Below are 21558 nucleotides of genomic sequence, written 5' to 3'. Positions count from 1 at the left end.
AGCGCAGCAATGTGTGGAGCTGACGAGTACTAATCGGTCGAGGGCTTATCCTACAACAGTTTCACACAAGTAAACGCCGGATACTTCTTCATAAAACGCTATGTTTCGCTTCCAGTTTTCAAGGCGCAAGCTTTGAATGATCGCTTTGTTTACGTTCCCTGATAGCTCAGTTGGTAGAGCACTCGACTGTTAATCGAGTTGTCACAGGTTCGAGTCCTGTTCGGGGAGCCATATGGAGAGGTGTCCGAGTTTGGTCGAAGGAGCACGATTGGAAATCGTGTAGGCGCCTAAAGCGTCTCGAGGGTTCGAATCCCTCTCTCTCCGCCATCATTTTTCGTAAACAGCGGCAAGTTGGCCCCTTGGTCAAGCGGTTAAGACACCTCCCTTTCACGGAGGTAACAGGGGTTCGAATCCCCTAGGGGTCACCAGAATCGCCGTAAAAATTACCAAAAATTGAGGGTTGCATTACATAAGCGATATGAGGTATGATAATAAAGTCGCTCAAGAAATTGACGAAATGATTAACGACGCGGGGTGGAGCAGCCCGGTAGCTCGTCGGGCTCATAACCCGAAGGCCGCAGGTTCAAATCCTGCCCCCGCAACCAATTAACTCTCGGCTCATTACCGAGTATGCACAACGCGGAGCCGTGGTGTAGTGGCCTAACATGCCTGCCTGTCACGCAGGAGACCGCGGGTTCGAATCCCGTCGGCTCCGCCATCTTTTCCTTAAGGCTCGATAGCTCAGCTGGTAGAGCAGAGGACTGAAAATCCTCGTGTCGGCGGTTCGATTCCGTCTCGAGCCACCATCCAGTTACTAAATTCCATAATACGCCGACTTAGCTCAATTGGTAGAGCAACTGACTTGTAATCAGTAGGTTGGGGGTTCAAGTCCTCTAGTCGGCACCATTTCTTTACTCCTTACTATGGAGGATTAGCGAAGTGGCCAAACGCGGGAGACTGTAAATCTCTTCCTCACGGTTCGGTGGTTCGAATCCATCATCCTCCACCATTTTCTACTCTTCGTAGGGGCATAGTTTAAGGGTAGAACAGCGGTCTCCAAAACCGTTAGTGTGGGTTCAATTCCTGCTGCCCCTGCCAATTAAATAAGGCATTATATCGCGGCGGTCGTGGCGAAGTGGTTAACGCATCGGTTTGTGGATCCGACATTCGGGGGTTCAATTCCCCTCGTCCGCCCCATTTTCACCAAGTACGATGTTGGGGATTAGCCAAGCGGTAAGGCAACGGACTTTGACTCCGTCACTCCTAGGTTCGAATCCTAGATCCCCAGCCATTTATATGCGGAAATAGCTCAGTGGTAGAGCATCTCGTTGCCAACGAGAAGGTCGCGGGTTCGAATCCCGTTTTCCGCTCCAAAATTTTTAAGCCTTTGGCGCCATAGCCAAGTGGTAAGGCAGAGCTCTGCAAAAGCTCTACCCCCAGTTCGAGTCTGGGTGGCGCCTCCAATACGCTTAAAACATGCGCCCTTAGCTCAGCTGGATAGAGCGTTTGACTACGAATCAAAAGGTCAGGAGTTCGAATCTCTTAGGGCGCGCCAGATTTACTTCATTTGAATATGCCGGTGTGGCGGAATGGCAGACGCGACGGACTCAAAATCCGTTTCTCGAGAGGGAGTGGGGGTTCAAGTCCCTTCACCGGCACCAACACAACAAGCGAAGCTTATTCTAAGGATTGAACAATCCGAAGGAATAAGTTTTTTTGTACATTCGGAGGTTGTTCTCATGTCGATTAATGTTAAGGAATATCAATGTCTCCACGTACAATATCACACAGAGATGTGGCGCGAGATCGAATCTGTAAGCCTCGTCGAAGTCGTTACAGGTGCCGAAGTCAAAGAACCAACGACGGTTCGGGCTTGCTGGGACGATAAGGCCCTTTACGTCAGATTTGAATGCAAAGATACATACTGGATTAGTAACTACACGAATCGTAAAGATCCGCTGTACGAGCAGGACGTCGTGGAAATGTTCATCGACGCTGTAGGCGATTGCAAGAAATATATCGAACTTGTCGTGAGCCCGAGCGGTGTGTTATGCGATCTGATGATCGACCACGAAGACGAAATGGACCCGCTAAGCTTCACTGTGGATTCTGATTGGGAAGTGGAAGGATTTTCTCAAGAGATCGTGACGGAAGGGGACAAGCGTATATATACGTTTAAGATTCCATTCTCGAACTTTCCTCAGGCTGCGAAGGAAGGGACGGAATGGAGAATCAATTTTTTCAGAATCGACGAGGATCGGGACGGGGTTCGCGAATATCAAGCATGGTCGCCCACGGGGGCTGTCAATTATCATATCGCGGACCGTTTCGGCAAGTTATCGTTTGTGAAGTGATGGGACAGACTGGTTATCGTTGCATCCAGGACGAGACGTCGTTTTTCTGCTTAATCCTGTGAATAAAGCTAACGAAAAACTAATAGTTACCCGAGACGATTCTATATACTTAGCTCTTACACTAGCTGTAAAGAAGCGAAGAATATAGGAGGACGGGTACAGCAGATGAAGAACATGCGTCTTACGAAAAAAATGTTCGCGATTTTAGCTTTGGCGATAACCGTATTACTCGTAACAAATGCAATCGGCATTTTCAGCTTAAACAATGTAGCGGACGGGTTGATTAGAAAGCTTTATACCGATACGTATAGAGGCGCTGAACTGATGCTGAATGCGGACAGGGATATGTATCAGGCGCTTGTGGACGAACGGTCGATTTTGTCTGCCAAGTCAGGCAGCGATGTTTCACAAGACGACTACAAATCCTACCTGGAGAACATCCAGCAAGTGACGGATCGCGTAGGCGAAGCGCAAGCCATGTTTGAGAAGAGTAAATCCGAATATGAAGACATTCGCCACGAGCAATCGAATCGTGCTTTCTTCGAAGCGTTCGAATCGTTTAACGCGGATTTCGCTTCGTGGAGTGCTTCTTCCAGAGCGCTGATCGAAGCGAAGATGGCCTCGACTTCGAGGGCTAATCTTGAAGCAACTGACGATACGGATGATTCAAAGTTCTCCTCTGCACGGGAGGCGTTAAATGAACTTGAAGAAATGCTTTCTGCAAACGCTTCAGTGTACATTGGGAACATTAATTCGGACAACGCAAGAACGACATGGATCTTAATTACAATCGTTGTCTTGTCTAGCGTTGCCGTTGTCTTCATTGGTTGGCTTGTATTGCGGTTTGTCGTCAACGGAATCAAGAAAGTTGCAGCGGTAACGGAGCAGATTGTCGGCGGCAACTTGCAAGTAAAGCCGATCGACGTCGTTTCAAGAGATGAGATCGGGCAGCTTGGCTCCTCCGTCAACGCGATGGTGGAAAGCTTGCGTCAGATGATTCGGAAAATAACCGAGGCATCCCTTAGTTTGGCTGCCGCTTCGAAACAAATACTAGCCGGCACACAAGGCATTTCTGGCAGCAGTGCCAACCAGGCAGAACAATCGCAGACGATTGCGGCTTTATTTAAGGAATTGTCGGATGCGACGAATTCCGTTGCAAAAAGCGCGGAAGGGGCGGCGGAGCTGGCTGAACAGACGACGGTTATCGCGAAGGAAGGCGCTGAAGCGCTGCAGATGACGATGACCGGTATGAACGATCTGAACGTCAGTATGTCGCACTTGGAGAAGGATTCGAGCCGTATAGGAGATATTATCGAAGTAATCGACGAGATTGCTCAGCAGACGAATCTGCTCGCGTTAAATGCAGCTATCGAAGCGGCAAGAGCAGGCGATCAAGGCAGGGGATTCGCGGTCGTCGCAGATGAAGTGCGCAAGCTGGCCGAGAGAAGTATGGATGCGACAAAACAGATCGCTTCCATCGTGCAAGGCATGCAGAAAAGTGCTGAGTCGAGCGTCATTGCTGTCGGGGACAGCGTGAAACAGACGAGCGATACGGGTCGATCGTTCGAGCGTATCGTCCAGATGGTGAACCAGTCTTCCCATAAAGTAATCGAAATTGCTGCCGCAAGCGAAGAGCAGGCAGCCCAGACGACGGACGTCATGTTCTCGGTCGAAAGCATTGCGGCAACGAGCCAAGAGATGGCAGCAGCTTCGGAAGAAGCAGCGGCGACTTCACAATCGTTGGCGAAGCTTGCAGACGAACTGAGCAGACTTGTTGTCGTATTCCGAATATAAATTGTGCAATGAAAAAAGGCCGCTCCCGCGAGAACGCATCGAATGCGAACTTGCGGGAGCGGCCTTTTGACGCTTGTGTGTTATTGTCGTTATTTTTTCAAAACGCTGCCGCCGAACAAGAAACGATACTGCCATTGGCCGGAGAAATCGCCAACGTGAACGCCGCCGCTCTCGTTAGAGTAGGTGTGAAGCAGCTTGCCGTCACCCAAGTAGATTGCCACGTGCGTGATTCGAGCAACTGATTTGTCCACGTTATTGTAGTTTGACTCTTTAGACCCTTTGTAACTCATAAAGAAGACAAGATCCCCGCGCTTTAGGTCCTTGATATCCGTAACTTCATTTCCAAGATCCTTGACATATGCGCCTTGCTGCCTGGAATCGGCAGGAAGAACAACTCCGAGCGTCTCCTTGAATATCCAACGAGTGAAGTCCGAACAATCGAACGACGAAGGGTCGTTTCTGTCGGATCCGAATACATATGGTGTACCGACGTACTTCATACCGTCATCGATGACTTTGTCGATCTGACTGGACGGTTGCGACGTCGAATCGCCGCCAGCATTGGTCCCATTTGTAGCTTCTCCCGTCGTGCCGTTTCCTGCATCATTAGTCGTATTCGTCGACTTATCATTATTCGTATTCTGAACCGTTCCACTGACCGATTCGTTTGTGTCCGACACCGATTGCGACGGAGCATACGATTCTTTTTTAGTTGTACCGACGGTTTGCGTCGTTTTCTTCGTGGTGGTTGGCACTGTTCCGGCGGCGGATGCAGCCGATACCGTATGCACGGAACCGAATCCTCCTGCGATCACTAATGCCGCACACAACCCAGCTACGTGTTTTTTCATGTATCAGCACCTCCAAGAAAGTATGCCTTAACGTTAACATAGGAAGGAGAACGGATGAACCCTCAATTGTTGCCAATGCCAGGAACCTCAAGTCGGACGGGGGGAAGGACGCGAGACCGTCGTCGCCCTCGACCACAGTCTAGGTACAAAAACGTGCGCGAGTCCATTATGCGAAGGTGTCGAAAAGCTTAGAATAAAGCCATGAGATAAACGAATGACAGAAACGAGGTGAAACAAACATGCGAAGCGGAAACGGAATTGCGATCGGCTTGATCGTATTCGGAGGATTGATGATTCTTGGTAAACTGGGTAGTTTCGGACTTGGCGGACTGTTCAGTCTGATCGTTCCGATCCTCGTTGTACTGCTGGGTCTTGTCGCCTGGAATAATGGCAACCGATTGCTCGGCGGCGTGCTGGCGGTTATCGGCGGTATCATCTTGCTCGGCAAACTGAGCTTCCTGTTCGTCTGGATCGCAGCGATCGCATTGATCGTGTTCGGCGTATCGATGATCAACCGCAACAACCGGACGTCGAGAATGTAATCGAATTTCTAATAGAGGCATATCCGTAACGAGGAGGGAAGAGCATGAGCGTGTTGAAAAGGGTGCGGGACATGACGGCAGCTACGTTAAACGACAGGCTGGAGAAAGCGGAAGATCCCGTTCGCGTCATCGATCAATTTCTATGGTCGACGCACCAGGACATTACTCAAAGCGAAGCGTTGCATCGCCAATATGCGGCGCATACGAACAATTTGCTTCGGCAATGGAAAGAAGCCGAGCAATGGACGAACAAGCGGGAACAGCAGGCGCTCACCGCTTTGAAAGCCGGCGAAGAAGACGTCGCTCGGATGGCGTTGCAGGAGAAAGTGGTTCACGAGGAACGGGCCGAACGTTACCGGACGCTGTACGAGCAAAGCAATGCGGAACTGGTCGATCTCGAGCAGTTGTTGCAAACGCTCAGAAACGAATACAGGGCCGTGTATGACAAGCGTCAATTTTACGTGGCCAAGATGGAATCCCTTCGGCTTCAGCAGCGTCTAAACGCCCGATATGGGAACGGACAGGCCGATACGGGCAACTTGTTCCGCAAAATCGACGATAAGTTGACGGATATCGAGCTTGAAGCCCGTAGTCTCCGGGACTTGCGTAGAATGGGACAGGAAGCGCTCATTTACGCGGGAGAGACGGTTAAGCATACGATAGACAGAGAGCTGGAGCAATTGAAGAGAAAGCTGCAACAAGGAGGATCATCATGAGAAAACTGTATCGTTCGTCGCGAGATCGTAAGCTGTTCGGTATATGCGGAGGTTTGGCCGAGTATTTGGCCGTCGACGCGACGCTGCTGCGGATATTGCTCATCATTGTAGCTGTATTCTCCGCAGGCTCGGTGATCTTAGTGTACATCATTGCGGGCTTCGTCATTCCAAGAGACCCGCATTACGGTGGCGGCTACGGCGCGAATCCGGGAGCGTTCGATCCGGGATGGAAAGGGCACGAACAGCCAACGTACGGCTATGGCGGTCCAAGCAACAACCAATGGAATCCGGGAACCGGCGCGGGATACGCAAGCCCACCTCAAGGCGGATCAAGCGGTTACAGCATGGCGCCCCAGAGCGCGCCGCGTGCTTCCTCGCCACTGCAGGGGCAGGCTGCGCAAGGGCTGGATGCCATGATGGAAGATATAGAGAAGAAGTCGCTGCAACGGGAAATTGAAGAACTGAAAGCCAGAATAACAAAATTTGAGAAGGAATCGAAAGGAGAATAATCCCATGGGAGTATTCCAACGAATGAAAGATCTGACAAAGGCGTCCGTACATGATTTGCTCGACAAACTCGAAGACCCGATCGTTATGCTTAATCAATACCTTCGCGACATGGAAAAGGAAATTCACGACGCAGAAGTAACCGTAGCGAAACAAATGGCTGCTGAGCGTCGCATGAAGCAGCGTCTCGAGGAGCTTGTCCGACTCGGCACTGAACGTGAAGCCCAAGCCGAGCATGCGCTTCGAAACGGCAACGAGCCGCTTGCCCGCAAGCTGCTGGAGGAGAAATTGCAGATCGATCAGCAAACGGCGGATTTGACGCCGCTTCACGCTCAAGCAAGCGCTCAAGTGAGCGAATTGACGACGCAATTGCATGAGATGAAGGAAGAATTCTACAAGCTGCGCAACAAGCGCAACGAGTTGGCTGCGCGCGCCCAAATGGCGAAAGCCCGCAAACAACTGTCGCAGATTAGCTCGCTCCATACGATCGAGAGCGGATCGGCTTCCCGCGGTTTCCACCGGATGGAAGAGAAAATTTTGCAACTGGAAGCGGAAGCGGACGTCGCCCGCATTCCGGGAACGCCTTTCGGCGGAGCACCTTCCCGACTCGATCCGGATAAAGCTTACCGTGTCGATCAGGAACTCGAAGCGTTAAAAGTCCGGATGGGACCGAACTTGGACAAGGAATAATAAGGTTTGCAAAGGCGGTATCCTGCGGGATATCGCCTTTTTGCCGAGTGGGACAAGGCGAATAGACATCCTCGACCACAGTCTAGGTACAAAAACATACGCGAGTCCATTATGCTACAACAGGTTTGCGACTAGAATAAAGACAATAACGTACATCGTTGTCGCAAGATATGCTATTATGTCAAATAGCGGTCTACGGAGACCATAAGGGGAGGTGCGGGGAAAGTGCGAATCGATATGAAAAAACCGAACAATGCGATTGTACTAATAGCGGCCGGACTTTACCTCGCCCTCGGCGCATTTGCTGGTTTCGCATCGGTTAACGCTGCACTGCTCATATTCCTTGGTGTGCTGCGTTACCGGATCGACCGTTCCAGAGTGTCGGTTATCGTAGTAGCCATCTCTTCGTTAGTTCTTGTCGTTAGCCAATTTGCGTTGTTTGCCATACTTGTGCTGTCATCGCTCGCCATTTATTACTTCAAGGCGCGACCCCAAGCTTTTGGTCCCCATGTCGGCAAGCATAAGCTGTTTCTGAACATGAGGCTAGACGAGCCGTCGTGGGTGCTTCAATCGCTGAGCTTCTGGCACGCGGTCGGTGAAATCCGTATGGATATGTCACAAGCCGTTCCCGAAGAGAAGGAGACGACGATTGTTCTGCAAGGGCTTGTCGGAGATCTGGAACTCATCGTGCCGGATGATTACGGCATCGAGGTGGACGCGTCCGCGCTGATCGGGCAAGTGTCGTTCAGACAAACGAAAGAAGGCGGCTTGTTCCACCGCTTGTCGTGGAAATCGCCCAATTTCGAACAATGCGAAACCCGCCTGAAACTACAATTGTTTTATCTCGTAGGAGATATCAAAATAAAAACGGTATAACCGAGTCCGAGGAGATGACGCATGGAATCCCGCAAAGTGACCAACATGGTATGGCGCCACATGGGCGAATCCGTGCTGTACTCCCTCGGAGTCGGCGCCATCGTCGTGTTTTTGCTCATTCGTTATGGTATAGAAGTTTCAGTTTTGTCTGTCAGGGAAGTGATTACATATACGTTGTCGACCGTAGGCGCTTTGACGGTGATCGGAGCGGCGTTCGGCTTATGGCGCAGCTATCCGATCCGGCATCGGCTCGAGTTGCTGAGGGATTCGATGGTTGGCTTGGAAAAAGGGAATTCGAGCGTATCGTTGCCTGATCTCGGCGACGACGAGATCGGCAGGCTTGGAGAGCAGCTTGGCAAGCTCGGGCGCAAGTGGGAAGAGCAAGTATCGTCCCTGCAGCGGCTGTCTACGAACAATGCGGAGTTGGCCAGCCAGGCTCGTATGACGGCGGTTGTTGAGGAACGTCAACGGCTCGCCAGAGAGCTGCATGATGCGGTTAGTCAGCAGCTGTTCGCGATTTCCATGACGGCGACGGCAGTCGGCCGCACGATGGACCACGATTTCGAGAGAGCGCGTCGGCAAGTTGCCTTGATCGAAGAGATGGCTTCCGCCGCGCAATCGGAGATGAGAGCGCTGCTGCTGCATTTACGCCCCGTCCATTTGGAAGGAAAAAGGCTGGCGCAGGCGATTCCGGAGCTGGTTGAAGAGATGAAAGCGAAAGTCCCCGTCGATATCGCGATCGACCTGGAAGAGGATCTTCAATTAAACAAAGGCGTGGAGAACCATCTGTTCCGCATCGTTCAAGAAGCGTTATCCAATACACTGCGTCACGCCAAAGCGACGAAAATGGATATCGTTCTTCATCGACGCGGCGACGCAGTGAGGCTGGGTATCCGAGATAACGGCATCGGGTTTGATCCACAAGTGAAGAAACAAGCTTCGTACGGGATGACGAATATGGAAGAGCGGGTTAACGAGCTGGGCGGTTCGCTGAACGTCGCTAGCGCTCCAGGTAAAGGAACGAGAATAGAGATCAGAGTGCCACTTATGGCGGAAGGCGGTTAACGCGGATGGCGGAGCAAAGTTTGGTCAAGGTGTTGCTCGTGGACGATCACGAGATGGTACGGATCGGGTTGGCTGCCGTTCTCGGCACGGAGGAAGGTATCGAGGTCGTTGGAGAAGCGGGGAACGGCAATGACGGCTTACGTCTCGCGAGAGAGTATTCTCCCGATGTCGTGCTGATGGATCTCGTCATGGAAGGCATGGACGGGATCGAGACGACGCGGAGAATTATGGAAGAGATGCCGCACATTCGCGTCATCGTGCTGACGAGTTTTTTGGATGACGAGAAAATGTATCCAGTCATCGAAGCGGGAGCATTCAGCTATTTGCTTAAGACATCGAGAGCGTCCGAGATCGCCGATGCAATCCGGGCTGCGGCTCGCGGTCAGTCGGTGCTGGAGTCGCAAGTCGCCTCCAAGATGATGAACCGTTTCCGTCGCCCTCCTCAATCGGCTGCGCAGCCGCACGAGGAACTAACGGACCGGGAGATGGAAGTGCTGAAGCTGATTGCTCTCGGCAAGTCGAATCAGGAAATCGCCGACGATCTGTACATCGGGATTAAGACGGTCAAGTACCATCTGACGAACTTGTTCGGCAAACTGGGCGTCGAAGATCGAACGCAAGCAGCCATCTACGCGCACCGCAACGGATTGGCGGAATAAGGGGCGGTTCATAGCGGCGCGCGGCTGCCGAATGCAGACAGTAGGCGTTACAGCGGAATAACCGTCTTGATTGGTGCAAGCGGAATGACCGCTTTCTCGAAGCTAACCGGCATCACAGGACCTAGACTCATCGTCCCCCAGTATGAATTCGGCTGGGGGATTTCTTCGTAAGGTTCCGTCACCTCCTGGGCTTTGATCTTCGTTTTACGATTGCGAGCGACCGGACGTGACGTTCTCTCGCCGTTAAGAACGAGGGAGGACGGCCCGCATGAAGTCAGGATGCCGGTGTGGCGCGTATCGTCTTCAAGCACGACACAAACCGGTTGGCCAAATAGCGGCTGCAGCGAAAGTTCGTTGACATTGCCTATGGACTCCATTTATTTCTCCTCCTTGTTGTTAGGTATGCGACCATTTTATTCACGCCGAGACAATCGCGTACGGGCTGCAGCCTAAGCGTTCCAGGCTGTTATGGCGTTGACCTGGCAATTATGCTAAACTACAGTTCAAAAGAAATGACAATTTTCAGCAGTCGGAATTTCCAATTTCGTATACAAGAAAGATGAGGAACATGGCGGACAATAAACACGAAGCAATTTACTTTATATTCGGGGCCACGGGCGATCTCGCTCGTCGTAAGCTTTTCCCCGCGTTATACAGCCTATATGTCGAGGGGAAACTCGGAGAACGTTTCGCGATTGTCGGACTTGCGCGTCGGCCGCGTACAGACGAGCAATTTCGGGACGACGTCAAGGCGTCCATCGAAGAGTTCTGCCGTTACAAGCCGAAGGAAGCGGAAGGCTGGGACGCGTTCGTCGGACATTTTACATACCAATCTCTGGACACCGGCAACGTTGAAGCGTTCAGGCAACTGAAAACCCATACGGAGCGGCTCGAAGCGGCGTACGACATTCCGGGCAATCGGCTGTTTTATTTGGCGCTCGCACCGGAACTGTTCGGCAGCGTCTCGCGTAACTTGCGTGAAGGCGGCATGCTGGAGAGCACGGGCTGGCACCGTCTCGTCATCGAGAAGCCTTTCGGTTACGATTACCCGTCCGCCGAGCGTCTGAACGAGGAAATTCGTCAAGTGTTCCGAGAAGACGAAGTGTTCCGCATCGATCATTATTTGGGCAAGGAAATGGTTCAGAATATCGAAGTGATCCGTTTGTCGAACGCCTTCTTCGAACCGCTCTGGAACAACAACCATATCGCGAACGTGCAGATAACGCTGGCCGAGACGGTTGGCGTCGAAGAGCGCGGCGCCTATTACAACAAATCAGGCGCGTTGCGCGACATGGTTCAGAACCATATGCTGCAGATGCTGACGATGATCGCGATGGAGCCGCCTAGCCGGCTCGACCCGGAAGATATCCGCGACGAGAAGGTCAAAGTATTGCGTTCCGTTCGCGTCATGGAAACCGCTGGCGAGATTGCCGAAAATATCGTCAGAGGTCAATATGCCGAAGGTTCTGCGAAGGGCAAAGCGTTGAAAGGTTACCGCCAGGAAGATTCCGTCGATCCGGCTTCGGGCACGGAGACGTTCTTCGCCGCTCGCTTGTTCGTCGATAACTTCCGCTGGGCGGGAGTGCCGTTCTACGTTCGCACGGGCAAGCGACTGCCGGTAAAGTCGACGGAGATCGTGATCGAGTTCAAGAACGTGCCGAACAACGTGTTGTTCGCCAAGAAACAAGATCTTCAGCCGAACTTGCTTGTTATCCGCGTCAACCCGATGGAAGGCATCTATATCAAGTTTAATGCGAAGAAACCGGGCAACGATATGACGGTTCAACCGGTCGCAATGGAATTTTGCCAAAGCTGCCAAGTCGGCTTAAATACGCCGGAAGCATACGAAAGATTGATTTTCGATGCGGTGAGAGGCGATCATACGTACTTTACGCGTTGGGACGAACTCGCCGTCGCCTGGAAGCTGATCGATCCGATCGCTGCCGCCTGGAGGCAAGAGCCGGAAGGCCTGCAGTTTTACCCTGCGGGTTCGTGGGGACCGGAGAAGGCAGATCGATTGCTTGCGCGCGAAGGCTACTTCTGGTGGCCGGTGAACGGCCAGGAAGAAGATAACGTCATTTGGGTCACTGCATCTAAATAATGCGTGAAGAGGAGCTTTAATCATGCCTAACATTTACGATATCTCGATGACGATAGAAGAGTCGATGCAAGTATGGAAAAATTACGAAGCCAAGAAACCGAAAATTACAAATGTGCAAAATCACGATCAAGGTAAGCCGCATGAAAGTTTGCTGACGATCAACACGCACACGGGCACGCATGTAGACGCTCCGCTGCACATGCTTGCGGACGGCGCTACGATTGAGACAATCAGCTTGGAACGTCTGGTCGGTCCTGCTCGGGTACTTGATTTGACGCATGTCGTCGGCAGCATTACGAAGGATGATCTCGTTCCGTTTGCGATCCAGCCTGGCGAGAGACTACTGTTCAAAACGGCCAGTTCCCTCAGCGAGGAGTTCCTGATGGAGTTCCCGTTCCTGCGGGAAGACGGCGCGAAATATTTGGCTGACATCGGCATCGGCCTCGTTGCGACAGATGCGCTTGGCATCGAGCGCGCCCAAGCAGAGTATCCGACGCACCGGACGCTCATGCGCGCCGACGTCATTATCGTCGAAGGCGTACGCCTCAAAGACGTGAAAGCGGGCAATTACACGCTTGTTATCGCGCCTCTCAAGCTTACCGGCATCGACGCATCTCCGGCTCGCGCCTTCTTGATGGACTAATTCAGATCGACACGAAGCCCCGACCTCGCTCTCACAGCGAATGGTCGGGGCTTTTTTTGCATGACCACCTTTACAACGTAACAGTGTTATGTTACATTAACTTTCGGAGGGATCGTTATGGAGCCGAATTTAATATCCAAGAAGGAACTGCTGGATGAGAAGGGAATATCGTACGGTCAATTGTACCGATGGAAAAGAAAACAGCTCATTCCCGAGGAATGGTTTATTCGAAAGTCGACTTTTACGGGGCAGGAAACGTTTTTCCCGAGGGATCTTATCCTGCCGCGTATCGATAAAATTATGAACGGCAAAGACGATTTATCGCTTGACGAGCTGGCGGATCAGCTTTCGCCGGTGCTGCCGCAATATGAATTGCGCAAAATGGATTTTGCGAAACGTAACATTGTTTCGAGAGTTGTTGTTGAAACATTCGCGGCAGATGACGCAGATTCGGTCGTGTACTCGTTTGAAAAGCTGCTTTACTTGTTTGTGGTCGATAAGCTGCTGCAAGCGGGCGAGATGAGTTTGGAGGAAGGCGAACGACTGCTGCAAACGCTCAAACAGTTTTTTCCGAAATTCGAAGGAAAGCCTTGCGATCTGATCTTCATTCGCAAAATGGGCGTATCGTCCTTTGTTCTTTCGTCGTCAACTGCAGACATTTACTTCGAGACCGGTGTTAAATTGATCGCCCGCTTGTCGATGGCGGAGTGCGTCGAGCAGTTAAAAGGAAAATTAGCATAAAGGGGAGAACGACTCTTGGAGACGCTGACAATGAAAGGCGGAAAACCGAATCTCGTCATTAACGGGGTTAGCACGGCGAGCGGCGGAAACTACGGAGAGGTAAAAATTGACGGTGTCGGCACCGTGGAAGGCAACGTAAGCGCGGAGTTCATCGATGCCAACGGCATGACAAAAATTCGCGGAAGTCTTATGGCAAACCAGCTGGATTTCGACGGAATGGTTCGAGTTGACGGAGACATAATCGCAAAAAACTCGGTGATCGACGGATACGTGACGGTGAAAGGCTCGATAAAAGCAGAGCAGTTTGCGATTAATGGCGTGTTGAACGTCACCGGAGAATGCGAATTCGAATCGCTCGAAGCGACGGGAGCGTTCGACTTCAAAGGTTTCGTTAACGCGGGCAATATGAACGTTCTGCTGCAGGGTAGAGGCAAGGCGACAGACATCGGCGTGGAGTCGATTACCGTTCGCAAAATCAAACGGAGCGCATGGAGCAAGCTGTGGACATGGGCGGTTCCGAAATTCATTCCTGAACTTCACGTCGGTTCGATCGAAGGCGACAACGTTGATATCGAGTATACGGAAGCGGAAGTCGTCAGAGGAAACCGGGTATATATCGGTAAAGGCTGCCGAGTCGGGCTAGTCGAATATCGGACCGAGTTAAAGAAACATCCGCAAGCGAAAATTGGAAAGGAGGCGAAGTCGGGTGAGTGAGCAAACGAGACGGGATTTGAAAATGATCGGAGAAACGACGTCTGCGGGCGGTTTGTTCCGAAATATTAAGCTCATCGGAGAAAGCGTTATGGAAGGCGATGTCGATTGCATAAAGATGGGCATAACCGGGGAACTGGAAGTGAAAGGCTCCTTAAAGGCCGAAGAACTGAAAATGACCGGAGAGTGCGAAATCGCAGGGAAGCTGGAAGCGGGAAATGTTCGCGGTCGCGGGGAACTGAAAACCGGCGGTAGTATTCTGTCCGAGCATATTAAATACACGGGTAATATCCAGACGCTGGGAGACTGCGAATCCGGTACTCTGGATCTTGACGGTGCTTTTACCGTCGCCGGGCTCGTCAGCGGGGAAAGCGTGAAAGTGAATTTGTACGGCCCTTGTACCGCAAAGGAAGTGGGCGGAGCTTCTGTAAAAATCCAACGAAGCAGATCTTCCAAGCTCGTGAATATGTTTCGCCCGGGCCATGCGGAGCTGAGAGTAGAGCAAATAGAAGGTGACACGCTTGTGCTCGAGCATACGAAAGCTTCCGTCGTTCGCGGGCATGATGTAACGATCGGCCCAGGCTGCGAGATCGGACTTGTCGAATATAAACATACGCTGACGGTTCACAAAAGCTCTGTGGTGAAAGAGAGTATCAAAAGATAAGCTACAAGCAAATCAAACGATAACAATCGTTAAGAATAGGACGTGCGCAAATGACAAATGGGGCCAATCGCAACATTGGCATTGTAATCGCCGGGCTGTTACTCGGCATATTGATGGCATCGATGGATAATACAATTGTGGCTACCGCGATGGGGAACATCGTTGGGGAGTTAGGCGGCCTGGACCAATTTGTATGGGTTACTTCGGCATACATGGTCGCCGAGATGGCAGGTATGCCGATTTTCGGTAAGCTGTCGGATATGTACGGACGCAAAAGGTTTTTCATCTTCGGTATTCTCGTATTTATGGCAGGCTCCGCGCTGTGCGGCACTGCCCATTCGATTACGGAACTGGCGCTATATCGCGCGATTCAAGGCATCGGCGGCGGTGCGCTCGTGCCAATCGCGTTCACGATTATGTTCGATGCTGTTCCGATGGAGAAGCGGGGCAAGCTCGGGGGGTTATTCGGTGCCGTGTTCGGATTGTCGAGTATTTTCGGCCCTTTGCTTGGCGCGTACATTACGGATCATATCGCTTGGGAATGGATTTTCTACATTAACTTGCCGCTCGGCGTGCTGGCGTTTATTATGATCGCTTTCTTTTACAAAGAATCGCACGAACACTCCAAGCAACGGATTGACTGGGTCGGCGCGTTTACGCTTGTCGGAGCGGTCGTCTGCCTCATGTTCGCGCTCGAGCTTGGGGGCAAGAAATTCGCATGGGATTCCGGAGAAATCATAGGTTTGTTCGTAGGATTCGCCGTACTTGCGGTCGCTTTCCTCATTACGGAGACGAAAGTGGCGGAACCGATTATCTCCTACGGGCTGTTCAAGAACAGATTGTATGCGACGAGCATCCTTGTCTCTTTGTTTAGCGGGGCAGCGTTTATCGTCGCCTCCGTCTACATTCCGATCTTCATCCAAGGCGTGCTAGGCGGATCGGCTACGAATTCCGGACTTGTGTTGCTCCCGATGATGGTCGGCTCCGTCGTAACGGCGACGTTGGGCGGTTTCTTGATGACGAAGCTGCCGTACCGTAACATCATGATTCCTACGCTTGCCATTCTGGTGCTGGGTACGGCGCTCGTTGCGACGCTGAATTCGAATTCTACGCGATTGATCGTGACGCTGTACATGATTCTGATCGGGCTAGGGATTGGCGCTTCGTTCTCGGTACTCAGCAATGCGGCGATCCACGGGCTCGGCGCCCGTCAACGCGGCACGGCGAGCGCAACGCTGAACTTCATCCGGTCGCTCGGTATGACGATCGGCATAACAACGTTCGGGATTATCCAAAGCCATGTGTTCCTGAACAAAATGACGGATTACTTCTCCAAAGGGGAAGGCGGAGGCAAGCAAATGCCGCAGTTGCCCGAAGGCTTCAATATGAAAGACCCGCACTCGTTGCTTGCGCCTGAGCTTCGCGAGCACATTCCGTCCGAAATTCTGGATCCGATTACGAAAATGTTGTCCTCCTCGATCGTTTATACGTTCGCATGGGCGCTCATTCCGGCAGTGCTCGCTCTGCTCGTGGCATTTTTTATGGGGCGGACAAAACTGGATCCGACGGCGGAAAACAAAGAATATGCTTCCGGTCATTAAAATGGTGCCGAGTATGGATCGGGTTCATATTGCGTTCATATTCGACTCGTAAGATAACGGAAGTGCCACTAAGTGGCGGGATATGAGATAGGAAGGTGTAAAAGTGGGAGCAGCCAAAAGCGCCTTATTAGGCGCAAAGGTGGAGAAAGCGAATAACAAAGCGCTTGTGTTGACGGGGCTATTGATTGGATTGATTTTTGCAGAGCTTGACGAGACGGTTGTCTCGACAGCGATGCCGACGATCATTCGGGAACTACACGGCCTGTCGTTGTACGGCTGGGTCGCAGGCGTCTATATGCTGGCGATTACAATGTTTATGCCGATTTTGGGGAAGTTGGCGGATTTGTACGGTCGGAAAAAAGTGTACTTGAGCTGCATCGCGCTGTTTATTGCAGGCTCGATCGTCTGCGGCATGGCGCCGTCGATGACGTGGCTGTTGATCGGCCGAGGCATACAAGGCATCGGCGCAGGCGGGCTAATGCCCTTGGCGCTTGTCATTATCGGAGACACGTACCCACTCGAGCAGCGTGCCAAAATTCAAAGTTTGTTCGGACCGCTGATGATCATTCCGCAATTGCTCGGTCCGACGGTCGGCGGTCAAATCGTCGGCAGCGTAAACTGGCACTGGGTGTTTCTCATTAACATTCCGGTCGGTCTCGTTGCCGCGGCGGTCATCTCTGCAGGGATGCGGGAGAAGCTGGGCGAGGAGAAACGTTCGATTGACTGGGCGGGAGCGACAACGCTTGTACTCGGTTTGCTGTCGCTATTGATGGCTCCGGTGCTAATCGACAATCAAGGCTATAGCTGGTCTTCGCCGCTAATTATCGGTTTGCTTGCGATAGCCGCCGCCTTGTTCGCGCTTCTCGTCTACATTGAGTCGAAGGCAAAGGAACCGATTATTCCGCTCCATCTGTTCCGCAACCGGAACGTCGTCGTATTATCGATGATAGTGTTCATTCTAATGCTCGGCATTATGGGCGGCATTGCGACCTTCCCGTTCTTCGCGCAAAACGTAATGGGGCTTACGCCTACCGCGGCCGGTTACTTGATGATGGCTTTTATGGCTGGCGCGATACCGTCGAGTATCATTAACGGGTTTTTGATTACGCGGTTACCGTACCGGACGCTGTTTATCGTGTGCTTCGCGCTGCCGATCGTCGGCTTCTACTTACTTTCGCAAATCGGTATCGATACGACGATCATGTACATTATCGTGACGTTCTTTATTCTAGGTCTCGGCATCGGCGCGTTGTTCGGCGGCGACAACTTGATCGTGCAGGAGTCGGTGGAGAAAGAAAACAGCGGCATCGCGCTCGGTATGGTGCAATTGTTCCAGGCGCTCGGCGCAACGATCGGGTTGAGCGTATTCGGAAGCCTGCTATCGCGCAAAATTACCGGCGGCGTCGCCGACATCGCCGATAAGTTGCCGCAGGGAACGGCCGACAATATCGCGACGGGCGGCATTCCGAGCGGTCTTGCGGCGGATCTGGTCGAGCGAATCAAATTGGCGTTCGCAGATGCGTTCCAGCATATTTTCTCCATCTCGATTTTCTTCGTCATCGCAGCATTTATTATTTGCTGGTTCCTCAAGCATGAAGTATTGCAGAAGCGGGAACAGGAAGAGGGCGCGACGTTGTCGCATTAGAAAATCTTCAACCAGAGCTCTGCTATCCGTAAGGATAGCGGAGTTTTTTTGCATACTTATGTTATAATGGAAGCTGTTATTTTAACGTGAAGGGAACTTCGAACACGGATGAGCGATAAGACGAAAGACGAACTGCGGCAAGAGGTAGAGAAGCGCCGTACGTTCGCAATCATTTCCCACCCCGATGCGGGGAAAACGACACTGACGGAAAAGCTGCTTCTGTACGGAGGCGCGATCCATATTGCCGGCTCGGTCAAGGCGCGCAAAGCGGCGCGGCACGCGACGAGCGACTGGATGGAAATCGAGAAACAACGGGGCATTTCCGTAACTTCCTCGGTTATGCAATTCCAATATGAAGGCAAGCAAGTAAACATTCTCGATACGCCCGGTCACCAAGACTTCTCCGAAGATACGTACCGGACGCTGACGGCGGCGGACAGCGCGGTCATGCTGATCGACGTCGCCAAAGGCGTCGAAGCGCAGACGATCAAGCTGTTCCAGGTGTGCAGCAAACGGGGCATTCCGATCTTCACGTTCATTAACAAGCTGGACCGCGAAGGTCAAAATCCGTTCGAGCTGCTCGAAGAGATTGAGCGCGTGCTCGGCATTCGCTCGGTTCCGATGAACTGGCCGATCGGCATGGGACGTGAGCTGTGCGGCGTGTACGACCGGATGAAAAACCAGGTCGAGCTATTCCAGGGCAAAGACCATAATACGATCGAAGTGCGCAAGACGGACGATTACCACGATCCGATCATCCGCGAGATGGCGGGCGATTATTTGGCGGAACAGCTTGCGAACGATCTCGAACTGCTCGACGTCGCGGGCGACCCCTTCGATTACGAGAAGGTGCGCACGGGCCAGTTAACTCCGGTGTTTTTCGGCAGCGCGGTCAACAACTTCGGCGTTCAGACGTTTCTGGAGAACTTCCTCGAGCTCGCACCGCAGCCGACTGAACGCAAGACAACGGACGGATCGGTCGATCCGAACGACGAGAAGTTCTCGGGTTACGTATTCAAAATCCAGGCGAACATGAACCCGGCCCACCGTGACCGGATCGCTTTCTTGCGCATCTGTTCAGGCAAGTTCCAACGCGGCATGAGCGTAAAACACGTCCGTGTCGGGAAGGACATCAAACTTTCTCAGCCGCAGCAGTTCCTCGCGCAAGACCGCGATATCGTTGAAACGGCGTATCCGGGCGACATTATCGGCCTATTCGATCCGGGCATTTTCCGTATCGGGGACAGCTTAAGCGAAGGCAAGGAAGTCGTCTTTAACGAGCTGCCGACGTTCTCGCCGGAGATTTTCTCCAAAGTGTCGATCAAAAACGCGCTGAAGCAAAAGCAATACTTGAAAGGGCTCGACCAACTGACGGAAGAGGGCATGGTGCAAGTGTTCCAATCCGTCGGCGCCTTCGAGGAAACGTACCTCGGCGTCGTCGGTCAGCTCCAATTCGAAGTATTCGAGTATCGGATGAAGAACGAATACGGCGTCGACATTCAACTGTTCCGCACGCAATTCCAATTCGCAAGATGGATCGTTGGCGGGAAGGTTGATCCGACGAAGTTCCGCATTAACTCCACTCTCGTCAAAGACAAGAATGACATTCCCGTTGCGTTGTTCGAGAATGAATATGCGATGAGAACGGCGATGGAGCGCATGCCGGATTTGCAATTCCTCGAAGTTGCTCCTTGATTGGTGTCAGGTGTCAAATATGAGCAAAACCCTCGTTTCCCGTTTGGGAGCGAGGGTTTTAATTTACTGAGTAACAACACCTAGCCGCGGATTTCCTCTCAGCTTCGTTTCCCGTACGCAACTACTCTTGACGGGAAAATGAGAGAAACGCACACACACGATAACGCTACTGTCGCAGGATCATCAAAACGTGCTTTATTGTACGATTTTCGTACAAATCCGGTTACAAGTCGCCTCTCTCCGGCACTTTGTGTGAAAAGTCGTACAAATCTCTCGCTTTGTCGCTTAGGCTCAGCCGATTTGTACGGTTCATCATACAAATCGCCAAAGACGAAGTTGCTCAAACGCAATTTGAACGATAAATCGTACAAAAATGCCGCCCGCTAGGGCGTCCGACATCCTCGCTCTCGATCCCTTCGGACGTTAACTGAGCGAAAGGGATATCGACAAAAGGGCGAGAAACGGTTACGCCACGGTTGTTCGTCATTTGTTCGCTAATTGTGCCGTCGTAGCTTTTTTTCTCGTGCCAACAGCCGACAGCAAGAAAGCAACGATGAGCAAGCAGGCGGCGAACAAATAAGGAAAATCAATGTTTATGTCGAACAGAATGCCTCCCACGGCAGGACCGACGATAATGCCGAGACTCGTGTACGTTGAATTCATGCCGGCGACGAACCCTTGATTTTCTCCGGCCAATTTGGACAACAACGTTGTGACGGCCGGACGCAACATATCGCAAGCGAAAAAAACGATGGAAGATACGACCATAATGCCCCAATAGCTATTCACATACACAGTGGCGACGATAAACAGAGCGGCGATCACGAGCGATACGTGAATGAGCTTTCGTTCTCCGAATGCTTTTACGATATTTTCGAAAAACGCAATTTGCGCAACGACGCCGAATATTGAACCGACCGTAATAATAATTGCAATTTGCCGAATCTCGAAGCCGAACTTCGCGTCGACGAACAGGCTGAACATCATCTCGTATGCGGCCAGGCCGAAGGAGAGTACGAATACGACCAGGAGCGGTACGAAATAAGCGGGAGCGAACGACTTTTTGATTTCGGCCAGAAAACTAATTTTCTGTTGGTTTTCCCTGTATCGCCGCAATTCTTCTTTAGAGAGAGACTCCTCCAGCATGAAGAACGACACCAGCGCTGCCACGAATGCGAATGCCGCAGCGACGAAGAAGGGGGCGCGAATGCCGAAGGTGGCGATTAATCCGCCGAGCCCTGGGCCAATAATAAAACCGGAGCTGATCGCAGCCGCCTGGTAACCAAGCACCTTCGCCCTGGATGCTAGTGTTGTTTTGTCAGCAATATACGTAATCACGGCCGGCATAATGAACGCATCGCTGACGCCGCCCATGATGCGCGCAATAAACAGTACCGACATGTGGTGACCGAGGCCGAACAACACCTCAGATACGGCGAACAGGCACAGCCCGATCACGATCATTTTTTTACGACCGAGTGTGTTCACCCAGACGCCAGCAAGCGGCGAGACGAGCAACTGCGCGAATGCAAATACGGAAATCAAATATCCAACGGTCTGACCGGATAGCGACATTTCATGGGCAATTGACGGCATGACAGGAACGACAAGCCCGATACCGACATAAGCGATAAACAAATTAAACAATACTAATCCGAGCGATAGTTGAGTCTTGTTGAGTAGTTTCATGATTGATTCAAGTC

20 protein-coding genes and 15 tRNA genes are annotated in these 21558 nt (G+C 51.9%); 32 read left to right on the top strand and 3 right to left on the bottom strand.

Features of this window, described 5'->3' with window-relative positions; genetic code table 11:
* Positions 1–155: 155 nt before the first annotated feature.
* The 17 genes from ACFPOF_RS09735 to ACFPOF_RS09655 all read left to right on the top strand — a co-directional run bounded on the left by ACFPOF_RS09735 (position 156) and on the right by ACFPOF_RS09655 (position 4148).
* A tRNA-Asn gene (locus ACFPOF_RS09735) sits at positions 156–231 on the top strand.
* 3 nt (positions 232–234) lie between these two features.
* A tRNA-Ser gene (locus ACFPOF_RS09730) sits at positions 235–327 on the top strand.
* A gap of 26 nt (positions 328–353) precedes the next feature.
* A tRNA-Glu gene (locus tag ACFPOF_RS09725) sits at positions 354–428 on the top strand.
* 100 nt (positions 429–528) lie between these two features.
* A tRNA-Met gene (locus ACFPOF_RS09720) sits at positions 529–605 on the top strand.
* A gap of 36 nt (positions 606–641) precedes the next feature.
* A tRNA-Asp gene (locus tag ACFPOF_RS09715) sits at positions 642–718 on the top strand.
* 12 nt (positions 719–730) lie between these two features.
* A tRNA-Phe gene (locus tag ACFPOF_RS09710) sits at positions 731–806 on the top strand.
* 24 nt (positions 807–830) lie between these two features.
* Positions 831–906, top strand: a tRNA-Thr gene (locus tag ACFPOF_RS09705).
* Between the two features lie 19 nt (positions 907–925).
* Positions 926–1009: transfer RNA gene (locus ACFPOF_RS09700), tRNA-Tyr, on the top strand.
* 15 nt (positions 1010–1024) lie between these two features.
* Positions 1025–1098: transfer RNA gene (locus ACFPOF_RS09695), tRNA-Trp, on the top strand.
* A 23-nt stretch (positions 1099–1121) separates the two neighbouring features.
* Positions 1122–1197, top strand: a tRNA-His gene (locus ACFPOF_RS09690).
* Between the two features lie 19 nt (positions 1198–1216).
* Positions 1217–1291, top strand: a tRNA-Gln gene (locus tag ACFPOF_RS09685).
* A gap of 7 nt (positions 1292–1298) precedes the next feature.
* Positions 1299–1373: transfer RNA gene (locus tag ACFPOF_RS09680), tRNA-Gly, on the top strand.
* Positions 1374–1389: 16 nt separating this feature from the next.
* A tRNA-Cys gene (locus tag ACFPOF_RS09675) sits at positions 1390–1463 on the top strand.
* Positions 1464–1478: 15 nt separating this feature from the next.
* Positions 1479–1555 (top strand) — tRNA-Arg (locus tag ACFPOF_RS09670).
* Between the two features lie 20 nt (positions 1556–1575).
* Positions 1576–1661 (top strand) — tRNA-Leu (locus tag ACFPOF_RS09665).
* 78 nt (positions 1662–1739) lie between these two features.
* Entirely contained in the window at positions 1740–2354 is a 615-nt protein-coding gene (locus ACFPOF_RS09660) for a carbohydrate-binding family 9-like protein (RefSeq protein ID WP_378131978.1), read from the top strand.
* A gap of 165 nt (positions 2355–2519) precedes the next feature.
* Positions 2520–4148, top strand: coding sequence for a methyl-accepting chemotaxis protein (locus ACFPOF_RS09655; RefSeq protein ID WP_378131976.1), 1629 nt, complete (start codon positions 2520–2522; stop codon positions 4146–4148).
* A gap of 89 nt (positions 4149–4237) precedes the next feature.
* On the opposite strand, the gene ACFPOF_RS09650 is transcribed toward ACFPOF_RS09655, so the two are convergent.
* Entirely contained in the window at positions 4238–4999 is a 762-nt protein-coding gene (locus ACFPOF_RS09650) for a C40 family peptidase (RefSeq protein WP_378131974.1), read from the bottom strand.
* A 239-nt stretch (positions 5000–5238) separates the two neighbouring features.
* On the opposite strand from ACFPOF_RS09650, the gene ACFPOF_RS09645 reads away from it, so the two are divergent.
* From ACFPOF_RS09645 to ACFPOF_RS09615, 7 genes are all read left to right on the top strand, one after another.
* On the top strand, positions 5239–5541 hold the full coding sequence (locus tag ACFPOF_RS09645) for a LiaF transmembrane domain-containing protein (RefSeq protein ID WP_378131972.1): 303 nt from the start codon (positions 5239–5241) through the stop codon (positions 5539–5541).
* 44 nt (positions 5542–5585) lie between these two features.
* Positions 5586–6257: a PspA/IM30 family protein gene (locus ACFPOF_RS09640; RefSeq protein WP_378131970.1), complete on the top strand. Its 672-nt coding sequence runs from the start codon at positions 5586–5588 to the stop codon at positions 6255–6257.
* Positions 6254–6766 carry a PspC domain-containing protein gene (locus ACFPOF_RS09635; RefSeq protein ID WP_378131968.1) on the top strand — a complete coding sequence of 171 codons (513 nt, stop codon included), beginning with the start codon at positions 6254–6256 and terminating at the stop codon, positions 6764–6766. The genes ACFPOF_RS09640 and ACFPOF_RS09635 overlap by 4 nt, the downstream gene beginning before the upstream one ends.
* 4 nt (positions 6767–6770) lie before the next feature.
* Positions 6771–7454, top strand: a complete 684-nt coding sequence (locus ACFPOF_RS09630) for a PspA/IM30 family protein (RefSeq protein ID WP_378131967.1) — start codon at positions 6771–6773, stop codon at positions 7452–7454.
* A 225-nt stretch (positions 7455–7679) separates the two neighbouring features.
* On the top strand, positions 7680–8330 hold the full coding sequence (gene liaF, locus ACFPOF_RS09625; RefSeq protein ID WP_378131965.1) for a cell wall-active antibiotics response protein LiaF: 651 nt from the start codon (positions 7680–7682) through the stop codon (positions 8328–8330).
* Between the two features lie 21 nt (positions 8331–8351).
* On the top strand, positions 8352–9395 hold the full coding sequence (locus ACFPOF_RS09620; protein WP_378131963.1) for a sensor histidine kinase: 1044 nt from the start codon (positions 8352–8354) through the stop codon (positions 9393–9395).
* Between the two features lie 5 nt (positions 9396–9400).
* A complete protein-coding gene (locus ACFPOF_RS09615) occupies positions 9401–10054 on the top strand; it encodes a response regulator (protein WP_378131961.1) in 654 nt (217 codons plus the stop codon).
* A 47-nt stretch (positions 10055–10101) separates the two neighbouring features.
* Here the strand turns inward: ACFPOF_RS09615 and ACFPOF_RS09610 are convergent, their stop codons facing one another.
* A complete protein-coding gene (locus ACFPOF_RS09610) occupies positions 10102–10431 on the bottom strand; it encodes a hypothetical protein (RefSeq protein WP_378131959.1) in 330 nt (109 codons plus the stop codon).
* A 191-nt stretch (positions 10432–10622) separates the two neighbouring features.
* Here ACFPOF_RS09610 and zwf point away from each other — a divergent pair, with 191 nt between their 5' ends.
* The 8 genes from zwf to ACFPOF_RS09570 all read left to right on the top strand — a co-directional run bounded on the left by zwf (position 10623) and on the right by ACFPOF_RS09570 (position 19855).
* On the top strand, positions 10623–12155 hold the full coding sequence (gene zwf, locus ACFPOF_RS09605) for a glucose-6-phosphate dehydrogenase (protein ID WP_378131957.1): 1533 nt from the start codon (positions 10623–10625) through the stop codon (positions 12153–12155).
* 22 nt (positions 12156–12177) lie between these two features.
* Positions 12178–12798 (top strand): cyclase family protein, encoded by a 621-nt coding sequence (locus ACFPOF_RS09600; protein ID WP_378131956.1) that lies wholly within the window; start codon positions 12178–12180, stop codon positions 12796–12798.
* A 117-nt stretch (positions 12799–12915) separates the two neighbouring features.
* Positions 12916–13539 carry a YhbD family protein gene (locus ACFPOF_RS09595; protein ID WP_378131954.1) on the top strand — a complete coding sequence of 208 codons (624 nt, stop codon included), beginning with the start codon at positions 12916–12918 and terminating at the stop codon, positions 13537–13539.
* A gap of 15 nt (positions 13540–13554) precedes the next feature.
* Entirely contained in the window at positions 13555–14253 is a 699-nt protein-coding gene (locus ACFPOF_RS09590; RefSeq protein WP_378131952.1) for a bactofilin family protein, read from the top strand.
* Positions 14246–14914 (top strand): hypothetical protein, encoded by a 669-nt coding sequence (locus ACFPOF_RS09585; RefSeq protein ID WP_378131950.1) that lies wholly within the window; start codon positions 14246–14248, stop codon positions 14912–14914. The genes ACFPOF_RS09590 and ACFPOF_RS09585 overlap by 8 nt, the downstream gene beginning before the upstream one ends.
* 50 nt (positions 14915–14964) lie before the next feature.
* Positions 14965–16515 carry an MDR family MFS transporter gene (locus ACFPOF_RS09580; protein WP_378131948.1) on the top strand — a complete coding sequence of 517 codons (1551 nt, stop codon included), beginning with the start codon at positions 14965–14967 and terminating at the stop codon, positions 16513–16515.
* A gap of 103 nt (positions 16516–16618) precedes the next feature.
* Entirely contained in the window at positions 16619–18160 is a 1542-nt protein-coding gene (locus tag ACFPOF_RS09575; protein WP_378131946.1) for an MDR family MFS transporter, read from the top strand.
* Between the two features lie 108 nt (positions 18161–18268).
* Complete coding sequence (locus tag ACFPOF_RS09570) at positions 18269–19855, top strand: peptide chain release factor 3 (protein WP_378131944.1); 1587 nt, start codon at positions 18269–18271, stop codon at positions 19853–19855.
* A 483-nt stretch (positions 19856–20338) separates the two neighbouring features.
* Here the strand turns inward: ACFPOF_RS09570 and ACFPOF_RS09565 are convergent, their stop codons facing one another.
* Complete coding sequence (locus ACFPOF_RS09565) at positions 20339–21547, bottom strand: MFS transporter (RefSeq protein ID WP_378131979.1); 1209 nt, start codon at positions 21545–21547, stop codon at positions 20339–20341.
* Between the last annotated feature and the right edge of the window lie 11 nt (positions 21548–21558).

The organism is Cohnella soli (assembly GCF_042655525.1).
GTDB lineage: Bacteria > Bacillota > Bacilli > Paenibacillales > Paenibacillaceae > Cohnella > Cohnella soli.
This window is presented reverse-complemented; position numbering and strand designations above follow the sequence as displayed.

What these genes read in the sequence shown, in the direction of transcription:
- ACFPOF_RS09660 (WP_378131978.1), top strand. Translation starts at nt 1,740, where the DNA reads ATGTCGATTAATGTTAAGGAATATCAATGTCTCCACGTACAATATCAC.
- ACFPOF_RS09655 (WP_378131976.1), top strand. Translation starts at nt 2,520, where the DNA reads ATGAAGAACATGCGTCTTACGAAAAAAATGTTCGCGATTTTAGCTTTG.
- ACFPOF_RS09650 (WP_378131974.1), bottom strand. Translation starts at nt 4,999, where the DNA reads ATGAAAAAACACGTAGCTGGGTTGTGTGCGGCATTAGTGATCGCAGGA.
- ACFPOF_RS09645 (WP_378131972.1), top strand. Translation starts at nt 5,239, where the DNA reads ATGCGAAGCGGAAACGGAATTGCGATCGGCTTGATCGTATTCGGAGGA.
- ACFPOF_RS09640 (WP_378131970.1), top strand. Translation starts at nt 5,586, where the DNA reads ATGAGCGTGTTGAAAAGGGTGCGGGACATGACGGCAGCTACGTTAAAC.
- ACFPOF_RS09635 (WP_378131968.1), top strand. Translation starts at nt 6,254, where the DNA reads ATGAGAAAACTGTATCGTTCGTCGCGAGATCGTAAGCTGTTCGGTATA.
- ACFPOF_RS09630 (WP_378131967.1), top strand. Translation starts at nt 6,771, where the DNA reads ATGGGAGTATTCCAACGAATGAAAGATCTGACAAAGGCGTCCGTACAT.
- ACFPOF_RS09620 (WP_378131963.1), top strand. Translation starts at nt 8,352, where the DNA reads ATGGAATCCCGCAAAGTGACCAACATGGTATGGCGCCACATGGGCGAA.
- ACFPOF_RS09615 (WP_378131961.1), top strand. Translation starts at nt 9,401, where the DNA reads ATGGCGGAGCAAAGTTTGGTCAAGGTGTTGCTCGTGGACGATCACGAG.
- ACFPOF_RS09610 (WP_378131959.1), bottom strand. Translation starts at nt 10,431, where the DNA reads ATGGAGTCCATAGGCAATGTCAACGAACTTTCGCTGCAGCCGCTATTT.
- zwf (WP_378131957.1), top strand. Translation starts at nt 10,623, where the DNA reads ATGGCGGACAATAAACACGAAGCAATTTACTTTATATTCGGGGCCACG.
- ACFPOF_RS09600 (WP_378131956.1), top strand. Translation starts at nt 12,178, where the DNA reads ATGCCTAACATTTACGATATCTCGATGACGATAGAAGAGTCGATGCAA.
- ACFPOF_RS09595 (WP_378131954.1), top strand. Translation starts at nt 12,916, where the DNA reads ATGGAGCCGAATTTAATATCCAAGAAGGAACTGCTGGATGAGAAGGGA.
- ACFPOF_RS09580 (WP_378131948.1), top strand. Translation starts at nt 14,965, where the DNA reads ATGACAAATGGGGCCAATCGCAACATTGGCATTGTAATCGCCGGGCTG.
- ACFPOF_RS09570 (WP_378131944.1), top strand. Translation starts at nt 18,269, where the DNA reads ATGAGCGATAAGACGAAAGACGAACTGCGGCAAGAGGTAGAGAAGCGC.